Origin of the sequence: Methanohalobium sp. (genome assembly GCF_046546175.1) — an archaeon.
In the GTDB taxonomy this organism is placed as follows: domain Archaea; phylum Halobacteriota; class Methanosarcinia; order Methanosarcinales; family Methanosarcinaceae; genus Methanohalobium.
Window position 1 is genome coordinate 1 of sequence record NZ_JBKGYF010000131.1, and the last position, 2,955, is coordinate 2,955.

At 36.8% G+C, this 2,955-nt stretch carries 4 protein-coding genes; 2 read left to right on the top strand and 2 right to left on the bottom strand.

Translation table 11 applies throughout. The features are described 5' to 3' along the window. Window positions 1-513: 513 nt before the first annotated feature. Complete coding sequence (locus ACLFMM_RS09645) at window positions 514-1,218, top strand: matrixin family metalloprotease (protein ID WP_410808519.1); 705 nt, start codon at window positions 514-516, stop codon at window positions 1,216-1,218. Then, complete coding sequence (locus ACLFMM_RS09650; protein ID WP_410808520.1) at window positions 1,211-1,576, top strand: methylated-DNA--[protein]-cysteine S-methyltransferase; 366 nt, start codon at window positions 1,211-1,213, stop codon at window positions 1,574-1,576. The genes ACLFMM_RS09645 and ACLFMM_RS09650 overlap by 8 nt, the downstream gene beginning before the upstream one ends. 34 nt (window positions 1,577-1,610) lie before the next feature. Here ACLFMM_RS09650 and ACLFMM_RS09655 read toward each other — a convergent pair whose 3' ends face one another. Together ACLFMM_RS09655 and ACLFMM_RS09660 are read right to left on the bottom strand one after the other, a co-directional pair. Further along, window positions 1,611-1,841 carry a ferredoxin gene (locus ACLFMM_RS09655; RefSeq protein WP_410808521.1) on the bottom strand — a complete coding sequence of 77 codons (231 nt, stop codon included), beginning with the start codon at window positions 1,839-1,841 and terminating at the stop codon, window positions 1,611-1,613. 244 nt (window positions 1,842-2,085) lie between these two features. Continuing rightward, a complete protein-coding gene (locus ACLFMM_RS09660; protein ID WP_410808522.1) occupies window positions 2,086-2,838 on the bottom strand; it encodes a cation:proton antiporter in 753 nt (250 codons plus the stop codon). Window positions 2,839-2,955: the final 117 nt, after the last annotated feature.

Below are 2,955 nucleotides of genomic sequence, written 5' to 3' on the forward strand. Positions count from 1 at the left end.
CTGTAAAAGCGTGCCTGCACTGTCAAACACAACTGCTTTTTCTTTTTTCATGCTTTAGTGGTTAAAATCAAACTGATTGGTTTTATATAAAACTTAATCATGTTCGGCAATTATATAAAATTATCAATTTTAAGTGATAATTATATCAAAAAGAGCAAGGGATATTGAATTAGAGAACAGTTGTCCTCTAATTCAGCCAAGTTCGAGTAGTTATAGACCTATAGACCATCCAACACCATCGATAATATACTTGTAAAGTACGTTATGATTGGCCGGTGTTGCGATAAAACTACATATATATGTACGTATACATAAATTTGATGTTTATAAAAATTGTATTTATGTTCATCAAACAATGATGTTGTTTTATCTTTTAATATGTTTGTTGTATGTCTTTTTTTTAAGATTTTTAATATTATTTAGGTGTTCATAAATCTGACTTTTTTGTACATGGAACCTGCTCATGGCATCCAATTGATTTATGTATATGCGTGTACATACAAACATTGACTTATGGAAACCATGAAATTAGCTTTGATAATACTGATATTATTTATTTTTATATGTCCGGTTTCTGCTGCAGAGTCTTATCCCAAGATGCTTGAGAATCCATGGGACCACTCACCTATAACGGTATTTATCGATGATGAAAATGTTCCTGAACATTATAGTCCCACTTACTACGACCAAATAGAAAAAGCAATGGGATATTGGGAACAGGGTGGTAACGGCCAATTAAGTTTTGATCCTGAGTTCAAACTTGTAGACTCCATGGATAAGGCTGACATCAATGTGAAATGGGTTGAAAACTTGGAAAAGGTAGAAGATGCTCCTGATGGTGTTGCAGGATACTGCAGACCCTATGTAGTAGACGGAAAATATGTGCGGGCAGATATCGTACTTGAGGTTGGAAATTATCAGGGTTTTTCATGGCAGCAGTATGGTGATACCAATATGCGTGAAATCGCCAAACATGAATTTGGACATGCTTTGGGGCTTGGACATAGTGATGACAGAAATGATATAATGTATCCGGAATATGAAATGAAGGATAATATAAACCCACTGTTGGTTGAACAAAGCCATACGTACTTGATTGTTATATCGGGGGTTGTATTTGCAGTCTTGATGTTTCTTGGTATAAGCTGGCGATACAATAAAAAGAAAAGGGAATCCATTGAAAACGAAATTTTTGATGGTTGGGATGATAATGACTGATGCAAATATAAGTTTGCTTTGTAAAGATTTGTTAAAGTATCTCAGCGGTAAGGAAGTGGATTTTTCAGATTATGAACTGGATCTCTCACATCTTACAGAATTTGAACGACAGGTTCTCAATGAAACCCGAAATATACCCTATGGTGAAACAATCACGTATTCAGAGGTTGCCTACAGGATAGGAAAACCTGGAGCTTCACAGGCGGTAGGAAAGGCATTATCCAAAAATCCCTATCCAATAGTTATTCCCTGTCACAGAGTAGTATCAAAAAAGGGATTGGGTGGATTTGGTGGCGGGTTTAATCCGCAAAAGCTTGAAGAGAAAAAAAAGCTCATAGAACTGGAAAAACAATTATAAAAAATTAAACCAGAATAGGATAAATCCTGGTTGATTAACCATCATTTCTGATTGCTTCAACCGGACATCCTTCCAACGCTTCTTCACAGGCTTCTACTTCCTCATCTGTTTCTGGTTGGTTGTAGACATAAGCATAGGACCCATCATCGGTCATTGCGAAATGGTCCGGATCTGTGTCCACACAAAGCTCACAGGCAGTGCAGTCCTCATCGACATAGTATGGTCCCTCTACATTTGCTGAAACTTTTTTATTTTTGTCTGCCATATTTATATTTCCCCCTATTAAATTTTAACCAATAATCAGGTAATCCTGCTGGTATTTATAGATTAGTAAGAAAATGTGTATTTTTATATTATCCATGCAGGTAAATAACTTATGTCAGTTCTTTAGCTTTCCGGTTTAAAAGGGGACGTAATATTATTGGTATTGTCAATGAGGTTATTGCAGACACTATAACCATGTTGGCAAATATTTGAGGAGTTACTGCCCAATCACCAAGTGACAGTCCTTATTGCATGACAATAAGAGCAATTTCTGCTCTTGGTATCATACTGGTACCAAGTACAAGAGCACTGGATGAGCCAGTGACAAAATACGCAATAGCACCATGTCCTACAAATTTCCCGGCAAATGCTACCAGTAACAATATGATGACGGGTATCAGAGATCCGGTAATTACTTCTGGATTGATCTGCAATCCGATGCCTACAAAGAAGAACGGCATAAACAGGTCATATAAAGGTTCAAAGGACCCGTCAAACTTTACTGAATCAGGGTCTCGACTGAATATAAGACCTGCAAAAAAAGCTCCTATAGCTACTGAAAATCCAAGCATCTCAGCCATTGCGGCGACTACCATCCCAATCCCCAGAATGACCAGTAATGTACCTTTTCCAACCTGTACTTTTTCAAAGAATCTGGTAATATGAGCTTCAAGATAGCGTGAAAAAAATATACAGAAACCAATAAAAGCGATTAATTTTAGAATAAATAAACCAAGAACACCCGGCAACACGGGGAGAACTGCAGAAATACTGCCATCTTTTAATACAGGAGCAACAGCAAACAATAATGCCATGAGAATAATACCAGATATATCATCCAGCTCTGCGACATCCAGCAATATCTCACCATGATGGCTATTCAACAAATTCGCTTCCTGCCATATACTTACCGTAACTCCTACACTTGTTGCAGTCAATGCCACAGCGACAAAAAGACTTTGGATAAGTTCCGCACTCCTAAATTTACATAAAATGATGTAAACTTAGGTGAGAAAGTATCATCTTTCTCGTTTAATTCGTTTGCATATTTATTTTCGAATTATTGTATCTCCAATATGCAATATACAAAGGTTCCTTGAGATTACCTTTGTAGT

Bases quoted from the DNA above. Each gene is read 5' to 3' on its own strand.
- ACLFMM_RS09645 (WP_410808519.1), top strand. From the start codon at position 514: ATGGAAACCATGAAATTAGCTTTGATAATACTGATATTATTTATTTTT.
- ACLFMM_RS09650 (WP_410808520.1), top strand. From the start codon at position 1,211: ATGACTGATGCAAATATAAGTTTGCTTTGTAAAGATTTGTTAAAGTAT.
- ACLFMM_RS09655 (WP_410808521.1), bottom strand. From the start codon at position 1,841: ATGGCAGACAAAAATAAAAAAGTTTCAGCAAATGTAGAGGGACCATAC.